The 19,736-nt window shown below is 42.4% G+C and carries 13 protein-coding genes; 9 read left to right on the plus strand and 4 right to left on the minus strand.

Translation table 11 applies throughout. The features are described 5' to 3' along the window. The first annotated feature begins 259 nt into the window (after nt 1-259). Both PseudUWO311_RS08055 and PseudUWO311_RS08060 read left to right on the plus strand, forming a co-directional pair. On the plus strand, nt 260-1,789 hold the full coding sequence (locus PseudUWO311_RS08055; protein ID WP_142654730.1) for a leucyl aminopeptidase: 1,530 nt from the start codon (nt 260-262) through the stop codon (nt 1,787-1,789). Between the two features lie 155 nt (nt 1,790-1,944). After that, nucleotides 1,945-6,630: an eIF2A-related protein gene (locus tag PseudUWO311_RS08060; RefSeq protein WP_142654682.1), complete on the plus strand. Its 4,686-nt coding sequence runs from the start codon at nt 1,945-1,947 to the stop codon at nt 6,628-6,630. Here the strand turns inward: PseudUWO311_RS08060 and PseudUWO311_RS08065 are convergent. Further along, the gene (locus tag PseudUWO311_RS08065; RefSeq protein WP_142654731.1) at nt 6,618-7,055 is read right to left on the minus strand and encodes an MAPEG family protein; all 438 of its coding nucleotides are present in this window, start codon (nt 7,053-7,055) and stop codon (nt 6,618-6,620) included. The two genes, PseudUWO311_RS08060 and PseudUWO311_RS08065, sit on opposite strands and share 13 nt — an antisense overlap. 106 nt (nt 7,056-7,161) lie before the next feature. On the opposite strand from PseudUWO311_RS08065, the gene PseudUWO311_RS08070 reads away from it, so the two are divergent. After that, entirely contained in the window at nt 7,162-7,830 is a 669-nt protein-coding gene (locus tag PseudUWO311_RS08070) for a LuxR C-terminal-related transcriptional regulator (RefSeq protein WP_142654683.1), read from the plus strand. Here PseudUWO311_RS08070 and PseudUWO311_RS08075 read toward each other — a convergent pair. Then, the gene (locus PseudUWO311_RS08075) at nt 7,811-8,992 is read right to left on the minus strand and encodes a DegT/DnrJ/EryC1/StrS family aminotransferase (protein ID WP_142654684.1); all 1,182 of its coding nucleotides are present in this window, start codon (nt 8,990-8,992) and stop codon (nt 7,811-7,813) included. The genes PseudUWO311_RS08070 and PseudUWO311_RS08075 overlap by 20 nt on opposite strands. A 135-nt stretch (nt 8,993-9,127) precedes the next feature. Next, nucleotides 9,128-13,354: a PAS domain S-box protein gene (locus PseudUWO311_RS08080; protein ID WP_142654685.1), complete on the minus strand. Its 4,227-nt coding sequence runs from the start codon at nt 13,352-13,354 to the stop codon at nt 9,128-9,130. A 318-nt stretch (nt 13,355-13,672) separates the two neighbouring features. On the opposite strand from PseudUWO311_RS08080, the gene PseudUWO311_RS08085 reads away from it, so the two are divergent. The 5 genes from PseudUWO311_RS08085 (at nt 13,673) to PseudUWO311_RS08105 (ending at nt 15,780) form a co-directional block, all read left to right on the plus strand. Continuing rightward, entirely contained in the window at nt 13,673-14,410 is a 738-nt protein-coding gene (locus PseudUWO311_RS08085) for an SDR family oxidoreductase (protein WP_142654686.1), read from the plus strand. Between the two features lie 43 nt (nt 14,411-14,453). Further along, complete coding sequence (locus tag PseudUWO311_RS08090) at nt 14,454-14,663, plus strand: hypothetical protein (protein WP_142654687.1); 210 nt, start codon at nt 14,454-14,456, stop codon at nt 14,661-14,663. Nucleotides 14,664-14,758: 95 nt separating this feature from the next. Next, nucleotides 14,759-15,061 (plus strand): type II toxin-antitoxin system HigB family toxin, encoded by a 303-nt coding sequence (locus PseudUWO311_RS08095; protein ID WP_142654688.1) that lies wholly within the window; start codon nt 14,759-14,761, stop codon nt 15,059-15,061. Between the two features lie 32 nt (nt 15,062-15,093). Beyond that, nucleotides 15,094-15,495: a type II toxin-antitoxin system HigA family antitoxin gene (locus PseudUWO311_RS08100; protein ID WP_142654689.1), complete on the plus strand. Its 402-nt coding sequence runs from the start codon at nt 15,094-15,096 to the stop codon at nt 15,493-15,495. Nucleotides 15,496-15,507: 12 nt separating this feature from the next. Further along, the gene (locus tag PseudUWO311_RS08105; RefSeq protein WP_142654690.1) at nt 15,508-15,780 is read left to right on the plus strand and encodes a hypothetical protein; all 273 of its coding nucleotides are present in this window, start codon (nt 15,508-15,510) and stop codon (nt 15,778-15,780) included. A gap of 44 nt (nt 15,781-15,824) precedes the next feature. Here the strand turns inward: PseudUWO311_RS08105 and pheT are convergent, their stop codons facing one another. After that, on the minus strand, nt 15,825-18,236 hold the full coding sequence (gene pheT / locus PseudUWO311_RS08110; protein WP_142654691.1) for a phenylalanine--tRNA ligase subunit beta: 2,412 nt from the start codon (nt 18,234-18,236) through the stop codon (nt 15,825-15,827). Nucleotides 18,237-18,325: 89 nt separating this feature from the next. Between pheT and PseudUWO311_RS08115 the strand changes: the two genes are divergently transcribed. After that, nucleotides 18,326-19,006, plus strand: coding sequence for a YggS family pyridoxal phosphate-dependent enzyme (locus PseudUWO311_RS08115; protein ID WP_142654692.1), 681 nt, complete (start codon nt 18,326-18,328; stop codon nt 19,004-19,006). Nucleotides 19,007-19,736: the final 730 nt, after the last annotated feature.

A 19,736-nucleotide genomic window follows, 5' to 3' on the forward strand; every position in this document is an offset into this window, starting at 1 on the left:
CGGGTCAAAATGAAGAGGAAGCGCTGTATGTTTGCCTTACAGATTGTAGTACAAACCTAGAAATTTGGTAGGGTGCTTCGCGATGATTTCCTATAAAGCAAAATCTCTGTAGATACAAGGGGCAGGTTTAGCGACAAGTCAATAGTTTAGAGATAGATTCATTACAAAACCTGCCCCTACAGCACCTTTTTCGCCATTGTCAAACTGACGTTAAGATTAAAATGAAATGTCGCTACAAAATTTACAGACTGTATCAAAAATGAACATTCTCTCATCAGTAACTGCTCCGCAGGCTTGGCATGGTGATGCGCTTGCGATCGCTGTTTTTGCTAGTCCAAAATCTAGCAATGAGCAATCAGAAAAACCAACCAAGCAACCTCTACAACTATCTGAATCTCTGAAAAACTTAGATATTCAGGTTTTAGCTTGTACTTTGACTGATTTAATTACTGAGTCAGAATTTACTGGGGAAATTGGTGCATCAGTTGGTGGGCGTGTCGGGATTGACTATGCGATCCGTAAGGTGATTTTGATCGGTATGGGCGATCCCGCTAAGGCTAATGCTGATGTTTGGCGCAAAGCTGCTGCATCAGCGGTGAAATGGGCTAATAAGGAGAAGGTGAAAAAGCTAGCGCTTTCTTTTCCTACCTATAACCAAGATGTGAATTTGACGGCTCAAGCGATCGCAGAGGGCGTATTACTTGCAGCCCATCAAGACAAGCGGTTTAAATCTAAAAATGCTAATCCGCAGTTCCTAGAGCAAGTTGAGGTTTTAGAAACTGATCCTGCGTTGGCAAATCCTGCGATCGCTAAGGCGCAGCAGATTGTCGATGGTGTAATTTTGGCGAGAGAGTTAGTATCTGCACCAGCAAATATTGTTACCCCGATTACGCTTGCGGAAACTGCGGTAGCGATCGCCAATGAATCAGAACATTTCACTGCCAAAATTCTTGAGCAAGCTGAATGCGAAGCTTTAGGCATGGGTGCATTCCTTGGTGTCGCTAGAGCTTCGGATATTCCACCTAAGTTCATTCACCTCACCTACAGCAACGGTACACCGAAGCGCAAATTGGCGATCGTGGGCAAAGGCTTGACCTTTGACTCTGGTGGCTTAAACCTTAAAACGGGTATTGGCAGCAGCATCGAACTGATGAAAACTGACATGGGCGGCTCGGCAGCAGCGCTGGGTGCGGCAAAGGCGATCGCGCAGCTACAACCTACCGACATAGAAGTACATTTCATCGTGGCGACTTGCGAAAATATGGTCAATGGCAGTGCCATGCGTCCGGGGGATATCCTCACAGCTTCTAATGGTAAAACCATTGAGGTGAATAATACCGATGCTGAAGGTCGCTTGACCCTTGCCGATGCACTCGTTTATGCCGATAAGTTGGGTGTGGATGCGATCGTCGATCTTGCCACGCTGACTGGTGCTTGTGTGGTCGCCTTGGGCGAGGATATTGGAGGGATGTGGTCGATTGATGATGACTTTGCCGAGGCGATCGCTAAAGCTGCAAAAGATGCAGGTGAGAAATTCTGGCGGATGCCCCTCGAAGATCCCTATTTCGATCAATTAAAGTCAGTGGTTGCTGATTTTAAAAATACAGGTTCACGGGCTGGTGGTGCGATTACAGGGGCTTTATTCTTGAAGCAATTTGTGGAAAAGACTAAGGCATGGGCGCACCTTGATGTGGCGGGGCCAGTCTGGACTGAGCGCGAGTCTGGCTATAACAATGCTGGTGGTACAGGTTTTGCTGTACGCACTTTGGTTAATTTAATTATCAATTAACGTAGATTTTGGTGCGACAAAGCCGCACTAAAATCTACTTAAAAACTATTAAGTAAAAATTTGATTAAGTAAAAATAAAAAAAGGCTTGCTTAGCAAGCCTTTTTTGTTGAATTAGTGAATAATGTAAGCAATCCAAAATCTAGGTCACAAAGCGATGAGCGATGAGTCTAAGCTGGCAGTAGCAAATATTTCTTCTGAGAATGAGGCTGTATTGCAAGAGCTGTCGATGACGCTAGATCTCTATGAGGGTGAGTTTAAGCTGCTGCTAGTGCGATGCAATTATCGGGATTTGCGCGATCGCCTAATTATTCGCCTCAAAGAAATTCGTCCACAGCCAATTTTTGAAATAAAGTTACCACGATCGCAAAAAGCCTTATATAACCACATCATTGCTCAGGTGAAGTCTGAGACTCCCGCAGTATTGTCGATTGTGGGAATGGATGAACTAGATGATCTACAGGCTGCACTTTTAGATCTCAATATCAATCGCGAAATGTTTCGCAATCACTGCCCCTATCCGATTGTGTGGTGGATTTCGGATGCGGTGCATAAACGGATTATTAAAGTTGCTCCAGACTTTGAGAGTTGGACAACTACGCTGGAGTTTCCCATTGATACTGATGAGTTACTAACTTCTTTGCATGATGGCAGTGAAGCTTTATTTAGTCATGTACTTGCGCCTAGTGAGGTTCCTTTTTTTAAAAAGTTGGGTGAGATTCATCAGCTCGGCTCGATTCAATGTTCGGAATTGGAAATAGCACTCAAGGACTTGGGCGATCGCGGTTTGAATATTGAACCAAGACTGCAAGCAAATCTTAACTTTATTCGTGGGTTAGACACGCTGCCGCCAAATAACTCACCTGAAAAGGCTTTGCAGTATTTACAGGCAAGTTTTAACTATTGGCAAGAAATTCAAGATTTTGAGCGCTGTGGTCTATTAATCAATCAAATTGGACAAGTAAATTACACAATTGCTGATGCTGAGAAATATCGTGCGCCTAATTGGGAATTAGCGATGGCAGGCTTTCAATCTGCTATTGAATTTTTTGAAAAGATAAACCGTTCCGATTTTGTAGCTAATATCATTATTCGCCTTTTCGTTACGGCTTATCGTATGTCTGATTGGGATGCAGTTGAGGCATTTGTCCAAAAAGCTTTACCTTTACATCAGCAGTTTCATGAACCTTATCATCTCTCGTTAGACTATCGATATCTAGCCGAGGTCGCACTCCAAAAACAAGAATGGGAAACTGCCAGAAATCACGGAAAAATGGCACTTTCTTTCTTGGATCAATCTCCTCAGGATTATCAAAAATGGCGCAATTTATATCTATTTATCATTGCTCAAGCAGAAATTCAACTCAAAAATAATCATGAGGGATTGAAATTACTTCTTGAAGCAAAGGAGTTAGGAGATACTGGACATCCACAGATTTATATCAAACTTTTAACAGAACTGCGATCGCTTTACACCAAACAAAAGCAATATCTCGAAGCCTATGTCACGAAGCAGGAACAATTTGCGGTTGAGCAACAGTATGGATATCGTGCCTTTATCGGTGCGGGGAGATTGCAGGGTAAGAAGTCGGTTGGCAAATCGCAAACTGATGTGGCGACAGAAATTGAGGCTTCGGGACGCAAGCATGATCTTGATGAGTTGATTACGCGGATTGCTAAGCCGAGTTATAAGCTGATCGTGCTGTATGGCAAGTCGGGTGTGGGTAAGAGTTCGCTGGTAAATGCGGGATTGATTCCGCAGTTGGAGCATACTGCGTTTGAGGGGAGGGATGTTTGCGCGATCGCCATGCGGGTTTATACGAATTGGGAAGAGGAGTTGGAGAAGGCTTTGAAGACCCTCACCCCCCAGCCCCCTCGCCCTCTGGGAGAGGGTGAGACGGATTCTTTGCTCCCCTCGCCCTCTGGGAGAGGGGCTGGGGGTGAGGGAATCATCTTGAAACTGCGAGAAAAAGAAGCGCAAAATAAACGTCTGGTCTTGATTTTCGATCAATTTGAGGAGTTCTTTTTTGTTTATTACAATCAACCAACTGAGCGGTGGCGCTTTTTTGAGTTTATTGGAAGTTTGCTGAATGATTCGCAAAATCTATCTTCGCTGAAGGTGTTTTTGTCGTTGCGGGAGGACTATCTGCATTATTTGCTGGAGTGTAACCAGATTGAGAGCATGGCGGCGATCGATCAAGATATTCTCAGTAAGAATGTGTTGTATCGGGTAGGCAATCTCAAGGTGGAGGCGGCTAAGTCGCTGATTCATACACTGACGGAGAAGTCGCGGTTTTATTTGGAGCCTGAGTTGATTGGGGCGATCGCTGATGATCTCAAGGATGAGCTAGGCGAGGTGCGTCCGATCGAGCTTCAGGTGATTGGAGCGCAGTTGCAGCAGGAGGGAATTAAGACTTTGGAGCAATATCGGCAATTGGGGACGAATCCGAAGGCGATATTGGTGGAGCGTTATTTGAATGATGTGATTGTTGATTGTGGTGAAGAGAATGAGCGCTTGGCTAAATTCTTGCTGTTTATGATGACCGATGAGCGGGGAACTCGTCCGTTAAAGACTCGCGTGGAGCTAGAAAAGGATTTGCATGATTTGCTGGCTGAGATGCAGGGAGATACATCAGCGTTGGATTTGGTGTTGGAGATTTTTGTGCGATCGGGGTTGGTGGTGTTGATTCCTGAGTCTCCTTTGGATAGGTATCAGTTGGTGCATGATTATCTAGCGGACTTTATTCGTGCGTCCCAATCACCTGAGATGGTGAAGTTGCAGCAGGAGTTAGCGGAGACGAAGGAGGCATTGAGGGAAACTGTAGATCAGCTGAGTTTATCTTTACAAGAGTCTGAATTTGTCTCATCAAGTTATAAAATACAGTCTTTGTTCAATAACAATCTTCAACTTGAAGCATTAGTGGAAGCTGTAGAAACTGCAAATAGGCTAAAAACGAACAAGATAGTTTCTATCGATACCAAAAGTCATGTCATTGCTGCAATGCGAGAAGTTATATATGGTATGAGAGAAAAAAATCGCTTGCATGGACATAATAATGCTGTCAATAATGTCGCATTTTCACCAGATGGATCACAAATTGCCTCTGCAAGTGGAGATAAGACAGTAAAAATATGGAGTATCTATGGGAAAGAAATGCAAACTCTCATTGGACATGGTAGCGAAGTAAGAAGTGTAGTATTTTCTCCAGATGGATTACAAATTGCTTCTGCTAGCGATGATGGGACAGTAAAGATATGGAGTGTTAAGGGTGAAGAATTACTAACTCTTAAAGGTCATAATAATTCAGTTTATAGTGTAGCTTTTTCACCAAATTGCGAACAAATTGCTTCTGCTAGCGGCGATGGCACAGTAAAGATATGGAGTGTTAAGGGTGAAGAACTACTGACCTTCAAAGGTCATAATAATTCAGTTTATAGTGTTACATTCTCACCAAATGGCGAACAAATTGCTTCTGCTAGCGATGATGGGACAGTAAAACTGTGGAGTATTGAGGGTAAAGAAATACTAACTCTCAATGGTCATAATAGTTCAGTTTATAGTGTTGCATTTTCACCAGATGGCAAGCACGTTGCATCCGCTAGCAAAGACAAGACTATAAAGATATGGAGTATTGAGGGAAAAAATTTATTAACTCTTAAAGGTCATAAAAATATAGTCTTTAGTGTTGTTTTTTCTCATGATGGTCAGCAAATTGCATCTTCTAGTAAAGATGGAGACATAAAGATATGGAATATAGATGGAGAAGAATTACAAGTTCTGAAAGGTCATAGTGGTGGAATCTTTAGCATTGCCTTTTCTCCTGATGATCGGCAAATAGCCTCTGGAAGTTGGGATAAAACCATTAAAATTTGGAGTATTGTCGATAAGAATTGGCAAACCCTTAAAGGACATAAAAAAGATGTTACTAGCGTTGTATTTTCACCTGACAGTATGATCATCGCTTCTGGGAGCGATGATCATACTGTAAAGCTATGGAGTAGAGATGGGAAAGAATTACATACATTTGAAGGGCATGAAAATTGGGTCTCTAGTATTGCATTTTCACCTAACGGTAAATATCTTGTGTCTGCTAGTGCTGACAATACTGTAAAGCTATGGAGTATTGAAGGAAAGGAATTAAAAACTTTTGAAGGACATAGTAGTTGGGTTAATAGTGTTGCATTTTCACCAAATGGCAAGCAAATTGCTTCTGCTGGCAAGGATAACACTATTAAGGTATGGAGCATGGATAGCTGTGAAGTAATAACTCTTGAAGGGCATACTAGTTCAGTGTTTTGCGTCGCATTTTCTCCCGATGGCAAACAAATCGCCTCTGCTAGTGGCGATCAAACAATAAAGATATGGAGTGCAGATGGAAAAGAATTACAAACTCTCAAAGGGCATAGCAATGGAAATAGAAGTGTGTCGTTTTCGCCTAATGGGAAATATCTTGTCTCAGGAAGTTGGGATAATACAGTTAAAGTTTGGGATATAGATGGAACTGAATTAAAGACTTTTAAAGGGCATAGTAGTGTAGTTTATAGCGTTGCATTTTCGGCTGATGGAAAGCAAATTGCTTCTAGCAGTTTTGACGGAACTATAAAGATATGGAGTCTTGATGGCAAAGAATTACAAACTATCAAAGGTCATAATAATGGAGTTACAAGTATTTCATTTTCGCCTGATGGTAAACAACTTGTTTCAGCTAGCTTTGACGAAACTCTAAAAATATGGGACTTAGATTTAGACAAGTTGCAAGAACTTGCTTGTCAATGGCTACAAGACTACATTTCTACACAGCCAGATTTACAACAGAGGTTAGTAACTTGTCATCCCGAATAGTCTAAATACCGATACATTAGGAACGCACGAATTGTCATAAACCATAGGGCGATCGCTGAAATCAAATAGAGATAAAATCGCAGCATAATCAGATTGAATGTACAGTGGACAAGGCTGTGCAAGGTGCGGAACCCAAAGAAAATCCATGCCGCATTGACATATATTGGATCTACCTGTCTGGTGGTGAAGAGATAGAGAACAAGTGCATAAAAAATGATTGGAAGCTCAAATAAATTTTTGAAGTTGTCCGATGGATTGGATACCGCTGGAGGCGATAACTGAGTGAGGGAAATTGGTGTAAGCTCTTTGGGAGTTAGCTTTTTGCTCACAATGAAATTGATGCGGCGAATATACATGTACACCCACACTAAAATTGTGAGGAATATGGTTGCAAAGAAGGGACTGAAGATAGATTCCTGTGTCATTGTTACGCTCATTTTCATCCGTTAGGGAGAACGAGAGTAATATTAAGCTGAGTACATTAATTTCTCTAGACCTCGATCGGGTACACTTCGTTCAAAAGTTTGCGCTATGACAAGTCCCTTAAAGCTGATCTTTGAAGCAATTAACCAATCGCAGGATCGACACAATTTGCGATCGCAGGTTGCACCGACTATTGGTGAATATTTTGCAGCTAAGCGATCGGCGATTTTTTTCTTTGACCAATTACACTTGGGCAATCGCGATTTTCAGAAAATATTGAATGTGGCGCTATCGGTTGAGCATAATCCCATTGCCCGATATCTCGTCGAGCGACATTCTCCAGTTCATGAAGGTTTAGTTGTAACACCCAAAGTCTGGACATTAATTTGTCCCCGCCCCGATCATTGGCATGTTATGGCAGGCCCAATTGTCAATAGTGGTCAGTTAGTGGGTGTAGTTGGTTGCACCCGTGAGAAGTCCATGACTAGCTTTGACATGCAAAATTTAGCTGATTTGAGCGCGATCTGTTTGCATATATCAGCTTGGATGGCAACAAATACATCTCAGCGTCAATCTCTGAGTAGCGATCGCTTAACCCCTCGCGAGTTACAAATTGCGGAACTGGTTGCTCTTGGTCGAACAAATGCCCAAATTGGGATTGAGCTTTGGATTACAGAAAATTCGGTCAAGCAAGCTTTGAAGCGAATGTTCCGTAAGCTTAAGGTTTCATCGCGAGCTGAGATGGTTGGACAAATTTCTACGAAGCACTATCATTGATTGATTGGGCAAGGCGAGCCACTTCTTGCAATGGGACAGCAGGATATATCGGTAAGTAAAGGATGCTACGCATTAACTTAGTCGCAAAGGATGATTCCTCTGCTAGAGATTTCAAACTTGTTGTTCCTGTAGTCGAGTCAAATCCTGCTTCCCTCAATTTCTGCATTAGCATCTCTGGATTTTCTGTCATCAAAGGAACGACCCAGTACGAATGCTGCATTGCACCATTACCAAGATTAGCGTCTGTCTTCTTTAATAAATCAAAAAAGACAAGAGCTGACTGCTTTCGGCGATCGTAATAGGTCTGATCAAGCAGCTCTAGCCTATGGAGCAAAAGCCTAAGCATCCTATTGGGCGGACGATATCGCAATTGAGTCTGGATGTCGCCTTTCCCAAACCCACGGGTTAGCATACTAATAAAATTATTTGCATCTAATTTCAGTAAATTTAAACAAGCGATAAGAATCCCAAAGATCGTAGGAGTAGAGAGAACTTTAAGGCAGAGATATTTAAGTAATCTTTTCAAGAACCAAAAATCAGTCTTGACAAGATAGGTTTGCTCAATATCTCGCATTTTCTGGGCTAAATTTGGCTCTTGAACTATGGTGATGGAACCACCTAAAGCTGTACAGGATTTGATTGGGCCAAAACTGAAAAGACTGATATCAGCATGAGGATGTCCAATATAACGCAGACCGTCGAATGCTTGAGCACAGTCTTCCACAAGCAAGATATTATGGCTCTTGCATATTTCTACATAAGGATCGAGTTGTACGATCGCGCCAAATAGTTGGGCAACGACAAATATCCTGCTTTGATTAGAAATAGAGCTTTTGAGCAACTCTAAAGAGGGTACAAGTGTCTCTAAGTCAATATCTATGGGAACAGGAATACAATGATGCTTTTTGACAATCTCTTCCATGTGAGCTATGTTCACTGCGCTCATCATAATTTCAGAGCCAGCAGGTAAGCATAATGCTTGTAGTAGTAGATCAAAGGAAGTTCTAACGCACAGTGTAACTAGAACTTCTTTTGGTGTATGCCAATAGGATTGAATCTGAGTAATTATTTTTGATCTCTCAGGCGATGAGAAGGAAGAAATCAGGCCTACACTTAAATCCTTAATCGTGATATCTAACTCAATTCGTGGATATATTTTCATGGCGATCGCTCTCAAAAAAGTTGATTTTAATACCGATTCACAGAAGTGTCATCACACTTTTGTGAATTAAAAACCAAACTATACTCAATCAAAAGATCAGCATCTTTCGGCAGCCATCTCCAAACAAGGGTTAGATCAGTCTTTAGTAGCCAGTTTACTGATATCAATTAATTGTCGAACTAACTCATTTAATTGTTTGAGTTTTAGGGGTTTACTGACATAACTATTAGCTCCAGCAGATAGGCAACGTTCTTCATCACCATCCATCGCCAAAGCAGTTAAAGCAATGATAGGAGTATTTTGCAACTGTGAATCTTGACGGATTTGTTGAATAGCTTCGAGTCCATCCATTATGGGCATTTGAATATCCATCAAAATCAGGTCGGGATGTTCGGATTTTGCCAATACGATCGCTTCAAGTCCATTATTAGCAATAATGAATCGATAACCATAGATTTCTAGGTAGCCCACAATTGTGCTGATATTGGCTTCATGATCTTCCGCAAGTAAGATGAGATGTGATACTTCTGTTTTGCTGGGGCTAGATGGTTGTGGTTGGGATGCTTGATTAGGAGTTCTAGTTAGATCTGGTATAGGCGCAACAATATCACAAGGAAGTTCGATGCTAAAACAACTGCCAACCCCGACTTCACTCGTTAAGTTAACCACACCTCCATGCAGTTCCGTAATCTCTTTGACTAAAGCTAATCCTAATCCCGTTCCTGTATATTGCCGATTGAGGGCACTATCAATTTGGATAAAGGGTTGAAAGATCCGAGCTATATCTTCTGAAGCAATACCAATTCCAGTATCAGTAATGGCTATTTTGATATAGCTTCTAGTTGATAATGTAATTGGTGCTTGTTCGCTTACAAGACGATTATGGTGCTCATTCGATGTATCTTGAAAATTTGATGATTCTGGATTTACATGTTGCTGGTGATAGCTTGCCTCCAAAGTAATACGTCCACCTGCTGGCGTGAATTTAACCGCATTGTTTAGTAAATTAATTAGAACTTGCAGGATACGACGTTCATCAATTAACAGTGTTGGGAGTTGGGTTGGAATGTTCGTCCTGATCTGAATGCTTTTTTTCAGAGCCTGCTGTTTAATAAATGCCATGCTAGAGTTGCATAAAGAGCTGATAACTGTTGGCTGAAAATCCAGCTCTATTTGTCCAGATTCAATTTTGGCAACATCTAGAATGTCGTTAATCAAGCTTAGGAGATGATTGCCACTGTCTTCAATTGTTTTTAGAAATCTGATTTGCTTATCATTTAATGTGCCAAATACCATTTCTTGCAATGCCTCAGACATACCTAAAATGGCATTGAGAGGCGTGCGGAGTTCATGACTCATGTTGGCGAGAAACTCATCTTTCATACGAGTTGCGCGGATGAGTTCTTCATAGGCACGCTGGAGTTGGGCTTCTGCTTGCTTGCGGGCGCTTATATCTCTCATAATGGTAGAGAAATTTTCGACGATGCCATCGGCTGATTTGTGAGCAATAATCACTTGGGAAACAGGAATTTCTCCCCCTTTTCCATCCAACAGTGCTAATTCTCCAGACCAACTACCTTCCTGAATCGCTATGGGTAGAGCCTGTTCAGATATAATTTTATTGACCCAATCTGGATGACATTCAGTAACAATGCGATGATCTTTAGGATCGCCGATTTCGGGACGGAGTTTGCGGAGTTGCTTGTTGTGCCACAAAATCTCACCTTGGGCATTGATCATCCCGATATAGTCTGGCGTTGCTTCAAGTATTGTCGTAAGTTTTGTTTGTTCTTGTTCTAATTTTTTGCGATCGGTAATATCTATAACGACTCCATCCCAAACGATATCACCATTTTTATGTCTTTCAGGACGAGCAATAACTTGTACCCATTTTAGCCCTGCTTGGGGGAGAATCAACCTTTCTTCAACGAAGAATGGTTTCAAAGATTCAGCCGAAACTTTTACTTCTTCTAGTGTTATAGGAATGTCATCTGGGTGAACTCTCTCCCATAGATGGCTAACACTCTGGAGCACAATGTCTGGTTCAAGTTCAAAAATGTGCCGAACTTGAGGACTCACATAGGTGCATTCATCGCTACCATCGGAATGTAAGATATAGCGATAAACCATTCCAGGTAGACTTTCTGTGATCCGTTGAAACTTTGTTTCGCTTTCTTGTAAGGCGATTTCTGCTGTTTTGAGTTCCGTAATATCTGTCAGCGTGCCGACAAAGCCGATTAGATTACCCGAGTCATCGAACTCTTGAACAACTTGAGAATAAAACCAATTGATCGTGCCATCTGGTCGTAAATGCCGTCCCTCTCCAGTTTTTAGAAAATGAGAATCTGGAGAAGCATTTTCATGCAGGTAATTCAATTCTTCAAGAGTATGATCGCGATCGGCTGGATGCAAGGCCTTGATCCACCCTCGCCCTAAAGCCGATTCCACAGAGCGACCCGTCATTTCGCACCAACGATGATTCACATAGGTGCAATTGAGCTGTACATCAAATCGAAAAATTGCTACAGGTGCAGCAGCAGCCAAGCTTGAATACCGCCGTTCACTTTCTTGGAGTGCAATTTCGGCCTGTTTACGCGCTGTAATATTTGTATCAGAGCCAATCATGCGAATGGCTCGTCCTGTCTCATCTCGTAAAGCTTGTCCCCGATCGAGTATCCAAATATAGGAACCATCTTTGCAACGTGTCCGATATTCTAATTCACTAAATTCTGTCTCTCCTGCAAGATGGGCATTAAGTTGGGCAAAGATGCGATCGTAGTCATCAGGGTGAACCCGACTCTTACATTCATCAACCAAATCACTAATCTCGTCCTCAGCAAAGCCCCGCATCTCTTTCCAGCGAGTGGAAAAAAACTTCTTATTCCCTGCGATATCCCAATCCCAAATACCAGCATTCGATCCTTTGAGCGCCAATTGCCAACGCTCTTCGCTCATTTGTAAAGCCGCTGTCCGTTCTACAACTCGAATTTCTAGATCTTCATTGAGCTGGGTTAGGACTTGCGTTGCTAGCTGGCGCTCGATCGCAATGCCTGCAATATTTGCTGCCTGAGCAATCCATTCTAGTTCTTGGGATTGCGGTGCTTTTTTCTCGCGATAGTAAATGCCAAACACACCCAATACAGTCTGATCGCTAGCAAAAATTGGGATCGACGTACAGGCTTGCAAACCATGGTCTTGTACAAAGGATTTGTAATTCCGCCATAAGGGGTCATTCTCGATATCGGAAACAATAACTAACTCACGTCGAAAAGCTGCTGTCCCACAGCTACCGACTCCTTCCGCGATCGGTAAATCGGCTCCTGCTAAAGCCGATGCATAATTTTGAGGTAGACTTGGTGCTGCCACATGGCGTAATTGACCATCGAGGCAAAGCGTAATCGAACAGATTGCTCCTGTGAGGTAGGATTCCATTGTTTGGAGCAATGCCTCGAAAATGTCCGACAGTGGTTCAGCTTTAGCAATCCGTTCGAGAATCTTGTGTTGGCTGGCGAGAAGGGATTCGGCTAGCTTGCGATCGGTAATATCCGTAGCCGTGCCAATATAGCCGATCTTTTCCCCTTCAGCATCATACTCTACAACCGCCTGTCCATAAACCCAAACTTCTGCTCCATCTGAACGTTGGATACTATATTCAAGTTGAAAAGGACGGTTTTCGCGCAAGGATAGCTCAAATTCTTGATTAATGCGCTCCAAATTGTCAGGGGTATGTCCCTGAAACCAAAGTTGCCCGATGAGTTTGGCTGGCTCAACCCCAACAATCTCGCAGTAGCGTTCATTAGCGTATGTACAAATCCCCTCTAGATCAGTATGAATAATACCTACAGGAGATGCTGCTAATAAGGACACATAGCGCTGTTCACTAGCCCGAAGCCTTGCTTCGGATTGCTGGCGGAATAATTCCGTTTGTGACTGTTCTTGTTCTTTTGCCTGTTGGAGAGCAATGGAACTTAATATTTGATGAAGACTGGAATTACTGATCAGTCCTACCAGCCGATCGCTATCATCTACGATGGGTAAGTGGCTGACTTGGAGTTGCTCGAAGAGATTAAGCACAGTGCTCAGATCGTTTAATGCTGATTCTCTGATGGTTACGGGCGGGTGTTTCAATACTTGTCGTAGCGTTAGATGCTCTAATGGAAGCTGCTGTACGGCTAGGCGCAACATATCTCGTTCTGTTAAGAGCCCGACCACCTGTTCCTGCTCTACAACGACAATACAATTTGCATGAGCCTCACTTATCCTACTCATAGCAGTCATTGCCTCAATCACCATAGTGTCAGGTGAAGTACAGGCTGGATTTCTCATGACCCCTGTATTGAGCGCTTCAGCAATGTATGTCATAGGATTGGGACACTTAGCTCAAAGTTTTTAGCGTTTTTTCTCTATTATTACACACTGAATGTCAAGGATGTACGTTGCGCCTCTATCACCTAAAGCTTCAGAATAGACCAATAATTCTGACTAAATGTATATTGTCTGGAAAGCTTGTGTATAATGTACGTTCACTCGTAAATCCAATGACCAGAAAGCATTGAGAACATCTCATCAATTAGCATCATACAAAAGCATGAGTGTATTTCGCTCTACTTTACTTTGGTAAGCGACTGTTTTATCGTTGAAGCTAGACAAAGTTTAAATTCGTAGGAGTAAAGCTGCATCGTGCTTGATTTAAAAGGAAAGATAGCTTTAATCACTGGTGCATCGAGAGGCATTGGTGCAGCTGTTGCTCAACAGTTGGCTGAGCGGGGAGCCGATATCATCATCAACTACCGCAGCAAAGCGCATAGAGCAGAGGAAATTGCTGCGAATGTGGTGGCAACTGGTCAACGGGCAGTTCTTGTGCAGGCAGATATCACTAATGAAGAGGAGGTTGGCAAAATGATGCAGAACATTGCCAATGACTTGACGAAATTGGACTTACTAGTACTGAATGCCAGTGGTGGCATGGAAAAGGATAAATCCGCAGATTATGCGATGGATCTTAACCTCAAGGCACAAGAGCGACTAGCCGATCTAGCTGTTCCCTTGATGAAAGATGGTGGGCGAATTGTGTTTGTGACTAGTCACTTAGCGCATTTTTATGGACAAAAGCCTGTAAGTGCCATCTACGAAAACGTTGCTGCAAGTAAATATGCAGGTGAACAGGCACTGCGCGATCGCATTCCCAAACTCACTGATAAAGGAATTAGTTTGGTGGTCGTTAGTGGAGATTTAATCGAAGGTACAATCACGCCAAAATTAATGGAACGAGCAAATCGAGGATTTATCAATGAACGGCGCGAACAAGCAGGTACATTACCAACTGTTGCTGATTTTGCAAAGGCGATCGCTGATGCTTGTGCAAATACCAGTCTCAGCAGTGGAGAGACTATATTTGTAGGAAGTACAGAGTGGTAGGTGCAAAATTACTGTCAATGGATCGACACAGGAGATTCATAGAATGTGTCAATGCGTTAAGGTAGAACATCGATCGCTATATTCATCAGAGTGGGTAAACTTTGCATACTCGGAAGTAGCTGCCACATTACGAATTTCTGAACAAGCCTTTAAAAATGCGATCGACGATGTTTTATTAGCATCTAGATATCAGCGTCATCAATCAAAAGACCTCGATCTCAAAAAACTAAAATACCAATGGTGCTTATTTTAGATTTTAGCGAAAAACTAAAATAGTGTCTTACCTTATTCTAGATTTTGACATCCTCACCCTTTTAGCTAACTTCGCAATCTGCTAAGATTTTATCTATGCCCATCATCACGCGATCGCGCCTTATTGAATTTTGGGCAAAGCATCCAGACTCAAAACCGAGTTTACTCCTCTGGCATAAAATCGCTATTACTGCCAAATGGCAAAACTTTATCGAAGTGCGTGAAGTTTTTGCCTCAGCCGATCAAGTAAAAAATCTGACAGTCTTTAATATCGGAGGCAATAAATACCGTTTAATCGCATTCATTGATTATAAGTACCAAAAGATTTTTATTCGCAATATTCTTACTCATGCCGAATATGACAGAAACGACTGGAAAAAAGATGACTGGTACGAATAAAACAATTAGCTATCAACCAAAAATTAAAATTTATGATTACAGCCGAACCAAATAATTACATCCAACTTCTACAAACATTTCCACCACGACCAATCAAATCAGAAAAGGACTTACTTGCAGTTCAAAGAGTGATCGATCGCATAGTCGATGCTGACGAAATAACACCAGAAGAACAAGACTACATTAATATTCTAGGGATGCTTATTTATGAATACGAAGAAAAGTATGTATCCATCCCCGATTTAAGCGGCGTTGAGTTACTCAAGGCACTAATCCATGAGTTTAACCTTCAACAAAAAGACCTAGTTCCAATTTTCAAAACAGAATCCATTGTGTCAGCAATCCTTAATGGCAAGCGTAAGTTCACAGTAGAACATATCGAAAAACTTGCTAACTTTTTCAATCTCTCCCCTTCAGTATTTTTCAAGGGATAATCATAGATTTCCATGAATAGAACCTCTGAACAAGCCTTTGAAAATGCGATCGCAGATGTTCTATTAGCATCTGGATATCAGCGTCATTTCCCGCAGGAATTTGATCGCGAAAATGTCATTTTCCCTAATGAGGTACTCGTCGCCTTTATCCAAATTACCCAACCTAAAGTCTGGGAGAAATTAGAGATTACTCATTCTTACAAAACAGGCGATCGCGTTATTGCCGCCTTTTGTAAAACGTCTTATCGACCACAGACAAAATCAAAGAGCAAGGTCAATTCATAAATTGCCCTTGCTCTTTAATTTAAGCCAATCGTTTTAACAAAAAACTAACTTCTCAATGTTGCTTGAAACTTCTCTTCGAGTAAATCGCGGACTTTCTGATGGATAGGATTAATGTCGGCATCAGTGAGCGTGCGATCGCTAGCTCGATAAACTAGTCTAAAGGCAAGACTGCGAGAACCTTCAGGAACGCCTTTACCGATGTATTGATCGAAGAGAGTTACAGAATCTAGCAACTCGCCGCCCACATGGGTAATCGATCGCTGAATATCGGCAACGGTGAACTTCAATGGCGCGAAAAAGGCAATATCGCGATCGCTGCTGGGGTAAGTAGAGAAAGGATGGAAAGTAGGAATTGACTTTTTCATCATCGCATCAAGCAATGTGTAGAAATCTAGCTCGAAGGCATAAATTTCATCAGGGAGTTCTTTTTCGGCGCGTAGCTGGGGATGTAACTGACCGAATGTACCGAGGCGTTCACCTGAGATCCATAGCGATGCAGTTCGTCCTTGATGCAATCTTGTATCTTTTTGATCGGGTTGATACTCGACTGAGACGCAGAGATTGTGGAAGACAGAATCCAGCAAGCCTTTTGCTTCGTAGAAATTCATGGGCTTGGATTCATGCTGCCAAGTGCCGACGGTCGGGTCGCCGCCGAAAATACCTGCAATGCGATCGGTTTCATCAGTACCAGCTTCATCGAGCCAGAACACGCGACCAATTTCAAAACCATTCAGGATTCCATTGCCCTGATTAATATTGAAAGCACATGACTCAATCAGATTAGTAAGTAAATCACCACGCAAAGCGCCATATTCGATTGCTACAGGATTGTTGATTTTCACCTGATGCGATTCAGCAGGACTGCATAGGGACATATGCATTACTTCGTTCAAGCCGACAGCACGAAAGGCGGCTCGAATCATCCGACCACCTTCTTGATCGGCGGAAAGGAACCCAAACTCAGTTCGCGCAGGTAGTGTTTCCACAAATTTATCGTAGCCGTAGATCCGCGCAATTTCTTCCACTAAGTCGATTTCGCGCTCAATGTCGGCATAACGATAGGGAGGGACAGTTACTTTCCATGTAGCATAGCTGCCTTCTTCGATCGGTTGCTTTACCAGCTCAAAGGACAGTACTTTGAGAGTTTGTTCGACTTCAGATTCAGAAAGTAAAGCTAATGCGTCATCATCGTCGCGATCGACTTCACCAAGGACTTGCCACACCTTAGTTAATCGCAAATCAATCACGCGAACTTCCTTGGATCGTGCATCCACGATGCTCTGTTCTACGACTTCACCACCAGCCATCTCCATAATCATCTGCACCGCTTTTGCCGAGGCAGATTCGATCGCAGCTTGATTAACGCCGCGTTCATAGCGTGCCGATGCTTCGGTGCGAAGCCCTTGAGCACGAGCCGATCGCCTTGTGGTGACTTGCGTGAATAGAGCTGCTTCTAAAACAATATTTATAGTTTTTTCAGAAACTTCAGTTTCTGCACCACCCATCACACCTGCGATTGCGATCGGTTTATCTCCTGACGTGATCAACAAATTTTGTGTGGTGAGACTGCGATCGGCTTCGTCCAGGGTTTTAATTTTTTCACCAGCTTTTGCAAAGCGCACGCCAATTTTGAAGCCATGTGCCAAAGTATCTGTATCAAAGGCATGGAGCGGCTGTCCCCATTCCAACAAAATGTAATTGGTAATATCGACAATATTGCTGATAGAGCGCATTCCTGCGGCTTCAACACGACGCTTCAACCAATCAGGCGAAGGTGCAACTTTTACGCCCTTAATCAATGTCCCAACGTAGGCAGGACAGGATTTAGGCTCTTCTACCGTTACCCAATTAGCCGCTTTTGGCTGAGAATCTGAAGTTGCTAAGGGCAAACGCACTTCTTTACCAAGCAAAGCCGCTACTTCACGGGCGATCCCCACCATACTCAGGGCATCGGCACGGTTAGCTGTTGAAGTCACATCAAGGATCGCATCATCGAGTCCCAGCAATGGACGCACATCTGACCCAACGGTCACGCCTTCAGGAAATTCATGGATACCGCTTGATTCTTTAGCTAGCCCAATTTCTGCAAGTGAACAAATCATTCCCTCAGAACGCTCGCCACGTAACTTAGTGGGACGCAATTTCAGATCAACCGTTGGCAAATAAGTACCAATCGTGGCTACAGGTACAAACAAACCCTGTCTAGCATTTGCCGCCCCACAGACGATTTGTAAAGGCTCAGGTGCGCCGATGTCTACTTTACATACCTGTAATTTATCGGCATTGGGGTGTCGCTCAGCCGTAAGGATATGACCAACCACAACTCCTTCAGCCCATGTCCTGCGATCTTCTATTGACTCGACCTCAAAGCCTGCCATCGTTAGTTTTTCATCTAGCTCTTGCGGCGAGAGATCGCAGTTTACAAGTTCACGGAGCCAATTAAGGGAGATACGCATTGGGAAATTCTGGCGAAAAGAGTATTAAGAAATATTCAGGTTATAGTAGTTTAGCAAAATCCGCACTCCAAACTTGACAACTACATTTCATGTCTGAAGTCAATCCTGATTCGCTCTGTCAAATAATCGCAAAACGCCTAAATCAAATTCGTGCCAAAATTCCGCCGCAGGTAAAACTCGTTGTTGTCAGCAAATATACGACTACTGAGGCAATACGCGCAGCCTATGCCGCAGATGTACGCGACTTTGCAGAATCACGGGTACAGGATGCAAAAATTAAGCAAGAAGAATTAGCGGATTTAACCGATATCACTTGGCACATGATTGGTTCCTTGCAAAGTAACAAGGCAAGAGCTGCGATCTCGCAATTTGACTGGATACATTCTATTGATCGGCTTAGTCTTGCGGAGCAATGCGATCGCCTCATTCCCGAACTGAATAAATCACCTAAGCTTTTACTACAAGTCAAGCTAGCTCATGATCCCAGTAAGTCTGGCTGGTCAGAATCAGAACTCTTAGCTGATTTACCCAAGCTAGAAAAACTCCGAAATCTTAATATCGTGGGACTGATGACGATATTGCCACTTGGCTTAGACGATTCTCAAGCCTATGAAGTATTTCATCGCGTGGCTAACTTGGCCGAAAGACTGCGATCGCTCGGTTGGCATAATATTCAAGAACTCTCAATGGGGATGTCGGCGGACTATGCGATCGCGGTCAAAGCAGGTGCTTCGATCATTCGCGTCGGTAGCCAGATTTTTGCTCAATAATTTTAGGTACAAGCAATTTGTTAGGGCTGGCAAACTCAGCCTTAACGAATATTAGATTTTCTTGCCAGATATGCATAAACCTGTTATAAGTTTAGCGTTCTAAGCCAAACAGTTTTTCTCATTTACATTGAGGGTTTCACTAATCCTGACAATCACAGCTTGAATTTACCGATGGCAGTACAATAAATTCCTGTAATTTTTGTATCCTAGAACACTCTAATTGAGAATAAAAATACTGATATTCCAAAATCAGTATTGACTCAAGATATGTCTAACCATTTTGAAGTTATGGTTTTTGTCTTTTGTGATTACTAATACGAAAAACTATTAGAAAGATAATGTCAAACTAAGTTTTTATCGTGATATCACATTGTGCAATTATCATCATTTAGACTCACATAGACGCTCTTAGCAAAAAACAAATTGATTTAGCTAAGTCCTTAGTAGCAAACAAGTTTACCTAGTTATTAAAAATTTGTTAAATATCAAAAAGGACTCTTCATAGGTAACTAGTTTACTTAAGTAGTTAAGCCCTATGTGCTACAAGGCTTTGTCAAATAAAAGTCGTGTTTTGTCGTATTAAAAAAATTTAGTAACCATATCTAGCTTTTTTGCCTGTTATCGGTTACAGTCTGCGAGTAAATATTTTGTCAATACTGTTTTGGACAGAAAAGGCAACTTAGCACAACTAGACAAAGCAACTCTTTACATTGTTTAAGACTGCTTTATT

It is taken from the genome of Pseudanabaena sp. UWO311 (assembly GCF_006937785.1).
Lineage (GTDB): Bacteria > Cyanobacteriota > Cyanobacteriia > Pseudanabaenales > Pseudanabaenaceae > Pseudanabaena.

Excerpts from the sequence above, each read along its gene's own strand:
- PseudUWO311_RS08060 (WP_142654682.1), top strand. The coding sequence starts at position 1,945 with ATGAGCGATGAGTCTAAGCTGGCAGTAGCAAATATTTCTTCTGAGAAT.
- PseudUWO311_RS08065 (WP_142654731.1), bottom strand. The coding sequence starts at position 7,055 with ATGACACAGGAATCTATCTTCAGTCCCTTCTTTGCAACCATATTCCTC.
- pheT (WP_142654691.1), bottom strand. The coding sequence starts at position 18,236 with ATGCGTATCTCCCTTAATTGGCTCCGTGAACTTGTAAACTGCGATCTC.
- PseudUWO311_RS08090 (WP_142654687.1), top strand. The coding sequence starts at position 14,454 with ATGTGTCAATGCGTTAAGGTAGAACATCGATCGCTATATTCATCAGAG.
- PseudUWO311_RS08100 (WP_142654689.1), top strand. The coding sequence starts at position 15,094 with ATGATTACAGCCGAACCAAATAATTACATCCAACTTCTACAAACATTT.
- PseudUWO311_RS08070 (WP_142654683.1), top strand. The coding sequence starts at position 7,162 with ATGACAAGTCCCTTAAAGCTGATCTTTGAAGCAATTAACCAATCGCAG.
- PseudUWO311_RS08075 (WP_142654684.1), bottom strand. The coding sequence starts at position 8,992 with ATGAAAATATATCCACGAATTGAGTTAGATATCACGATTAAGGATTTA.
- PseudUWO311_RS08080 (WP_142654685.1), bottom strand. The coding sequence starts at position 13,354 with ATGACATACATTGCTGAAGCGCTCAATACAGGGGTCATGAGAAATCCA.
- PseudUWO311_RS08095 (WP_142654688.1), top strand. The coding sequence starts at position 14,759 with ATGCCCATCATCACGCGATCGCGCCTTATTGAATTTTGGGCAAAGCAT.
- PseudUWO311_RS08055 (WP_142654730.1), top strand. The coding sequence starts at position 260 with ATGAACATTCTCTCATCAGTAACTGCTCCGCAGGCTTGGCATGGTGAT.
- PseudUWO311_RS08105 (WP_142654690.1), top strand. The coding sequence starts at position 15,508 with ATGAATAGAACCTCTGAACAAGCCTTTGAAAATGCGATCGCAGATGTT.
- PseudUWO311_RS08115 (WP_142654692.1), top strand. The coding sequence starts at position 18,326 with ATGTCTGAAGTCAATCCTGATTCGCTCTGTCAAATAATCGCAAAACGC.